Annotated in this window: 3 protein-coding genes; all 3 read left to right on the forward strand. The window is 73.4% G+C overall.

What is annotated here, in order from left to right:
- A partial coding sequence (locus tag DY240_RS32370) for a hypothetical protein (RefSeq protein ID WP_199702181.1) occupies positions 1-428 on the forward strand: 428 nt, incomplete at its 5' end.
- Positions 356-931: a type 1 glutamine amidotransferase domain-containing protein gene (locus DY240_RS23300; protein WP_119662143.1), complete on the forward strand. Its 576-nt coding sequence runs from the start codon at positions 356-358 to the stop codon at positions 929-931. The genes DY240_RS32370 and DY240_RS23300, both read left to right, overlap by 73 nt.
- 341 nt (positions 932-1,272) lie before the next feature.
- Positions 1,273-2,835, forward strand: a 1,563-nt coding sequence (locus DY240_RS23305; RefSeq protein ID WP_147375471.1) for a DUF3068 domain-containing protein, incomplete at its 3' end; no start/stop codon positions are given.

Consider the following 2,835-nt stretch of genomic DNA (forward strand, 5'->3'; position numbering starts at 1 on the left):
CGGCCGCCGTCGGCGCGGTCGTCTTGCTCGCCGGTCCGCGACGGCCGTGGCTGACCCGGCTGGCGCCCGCGCTGGCGGCCGGCGCCGTCCTCCTCGCCGGCCTCGTCGTCGCGCTGCGGCCCTGGCCGGGACCGTCGCCGGGCGCCCACTCGGGGCTCGCGCAGGGTCTGGTGCTGATCGCGATCGCGCTCGCCGTCATCGGCTCCGTCGCCTGGCAGCGCGCCGGCTCCGTCGCCGAGGACGACGAGTACGTGCGCATCGACGCGATGTTCGACCCCGCGGCGAATGGCGCCACTCCCGCCGGGTACCGGCCGACGGTAAAGACAGTCGAACCCGAGAACGGGAGGGAGCCGTCATGGACGAGCGAATCGACGGCACGAGGGTCGCGGTCCTCGTCGCGAACGAGGGGGTCGAGCAGGTCGAGCTGACCGAGCCCTGGAAGGCGATCGAGAACGCCGGCGGGCGGCCGGCGCTGATCGCGCCTCAGGGTGGCGAGGTACAGGCCTTCAACCACCTCGACAAGGGCGACACGTTCCCCGTCGACCAGCCGGTCTCCGAGACCAGCGCGGACGACTACGACGCGCTCATGCTGCCCGGCGGCGTCGCCAACCCCGACCAGCTGCGGACGTCGGCCGAGGCGGTGGCGTTCGTCAAGGCGTTCTTCGCGGCCGGCAAGCCGGTCGCCGCGATCTGCCACGCGCCGTGGACGCTGGTCGAGGCCGACGTCGTCCGCGGCCGCACGCTGACGTCGTGGCCCAGTCTGCAGACGGACATCCGCAACGCCGGCGGCACCTGGGTCGACGAGGAGGTCTGCACCGACCAGGGGCTGGTCACCAGCCGCAAGCCCGACGACCTCCCGGCGTTCTGCGCGAAGATGGTCGAGGAGTTCGCCGAGGGCCGGCACCCCGCCCAAGCGTCGTCCGTCTCCTGACCGCGCGGTACTGGGTCCAGCCGGCCCCGGAACGGTTCGGCCCGCCGTCGCCCTCCCCGTTGATCTTGGAGTTGTTCGGCAATTACGGGGCGTTTCGTCCGATAGATGGCCGAACAACTCCAAGATCAACTGAGGTGGGGGTCGGTCCGCTCGCCGGTGAGCGTGCATCCGCGATGGACGTGACGTCCGTCGCTCTGATCGGGGGCGATGTTGCCGAGTGGCATGCACGGCGCCGGATCGGAGGGTAGGTTCACGAGGAGCCCCCGTGCCGCCCCGGGGCCGCGCCCGGCGGTGGCCTGACGCGGGCCACGCGGAGACCCCGATCCGAGGAAGGCGTGTCCATGCGGCGCAGTATCGGCCTGGTCCTGGTGGGACTGGGGGTGTTGATGTTGGTGCTCGCGCCCCTGGCCCGCTGGTACGCGTACCCGCGGCTCGCGGTCGTCTCCAACGACGTCGCCGAACGGGTGTCGGTGGGTTCCGACGTGACGGTCCTCGACCTCGGCGCCGTGGTGCGTCAGGAGGCGCAGGTCGAGCGCGTCACCGACGTCCGCTCCGTCCGCCGGATCATCCCCGACCAGGGCGACAGCACCGACGACACCGCGGTCTGGGACACCAGCGTCACCACGTTCGACGAGCTCGGGGCCGGCGCGACCCCCGAGGAGAACGTGCTCTCCTACTTCGAGGAGCGGGTGGCGTTCGCCCGGCACACCGGCGAGGCCGTCGACGGCTTCGACCAGTACTACACACCCACCGGCGAGCAGGCCGACCGCGTCGAGGTCGACCACACGGGCTTCTACTTCAAGCTGCCGTTCGGCACCGAGCAGCGGTCGTACCCGTTCTGGGACTCCACCATCCAGGACACCCGGCCCATGGAGTTCCAGAACGAGACCACGCTCGAGGGCCTCCCGGTCTACGTCTTCCAGCAGGTCATCGAGCCGACGCCGGTGTCGGCGCTGGAGATCCCCGGCGCCCTGTTCGGCCAGCCCGGCTCGATCGTCGCCGACCGCGTCTACAGCAACACCCGCACCATCTGGGTCGAGCCGCACACCGGCGCGATCATCAAGGGCCAGGAGGAGCAGGACTCCTACCTCGACTTCGAGGGCACCCGCGGCCCGACGATCGTCCAGGGCACCCTCGCCTACACCGACGACCAGGTGTCGGCCAACGTCGACGAGTTCGCCTCCAGCGCCGACCGCCTCGAGCTCGTCCGCGACACCCTCCCGGTGGCCGCGGCCGCCGGTGGCCTGGTGTTCGTGATCCTCGGGCTGCTGCTGGCCCGGCGTGGCGCCTACGCGGGCAAGCGGCGGGCGCCCGTCGACGAGGGCTCGGGCGGACCTGGCGGGAACGGCGGGCCCGGACCCGGCGGGTTCGGCGGACCGGGCGGCGGCTCGGTCGCCGCGGCGGTGCCGGGGGTGGTCACCCGGCCGCCGGAGGAGCGGATGCCGCTGCAGCAGCGGCCGCTCGCCCAGGAGCCGGCGGGGCGGTCCGTCTTCGCCGAGTCCCGCTACGAGCCGCCGGCGGTGTCCGCGTACGACGCGCCCCGGTACGAGGAGCCCCGGTACGAGGAGCCCCGGTACGAGGCGGCTCCGTACCAGTACGGCCGGCACCAGGACCGGTTCGACGACGGCCGGTTCGCGGAACCGTCGAGCTCCGGATACGACGACGTGGCGGCCGAGGCGGCGACGCCATACGCCGAGCAGCCCTACGGTGCGCCGGCCGAGCCGTCGCAGGCGCCTGCCGAGTACGCCGGCGCCGAGCCCGCCGATCGGCCGGACCAGCCGGGCCCCGTCGCCCGGACCGACCAGACGCCGGGGGAGCCGACGCTCGACGAGCCCACGCCCCGGCCGCTGCCACGTCGCCGTCCCCAGTCGTCGGCGGCCGGCCGGCCGCCGGTGGGCCGCCCC

Source organism: Jiangella rhizosphaerae, assembly GCF_003579925.1.
Lineage (GTDB): Bacteria > Actinomycetota > Actinomycetes > Jiangellales > Jiangellaceae > Jiangella > Jiangella rhizosphaerae.

Coding starts and splice junctions, on each gene's coding strand:
- DY240_RS23300 (WP_119662143.1), top strand. CDS start 356: ATGGACGAGCGAATCGACGGCACGAGGGTCGCGGTCCTCGTCGCGAAC.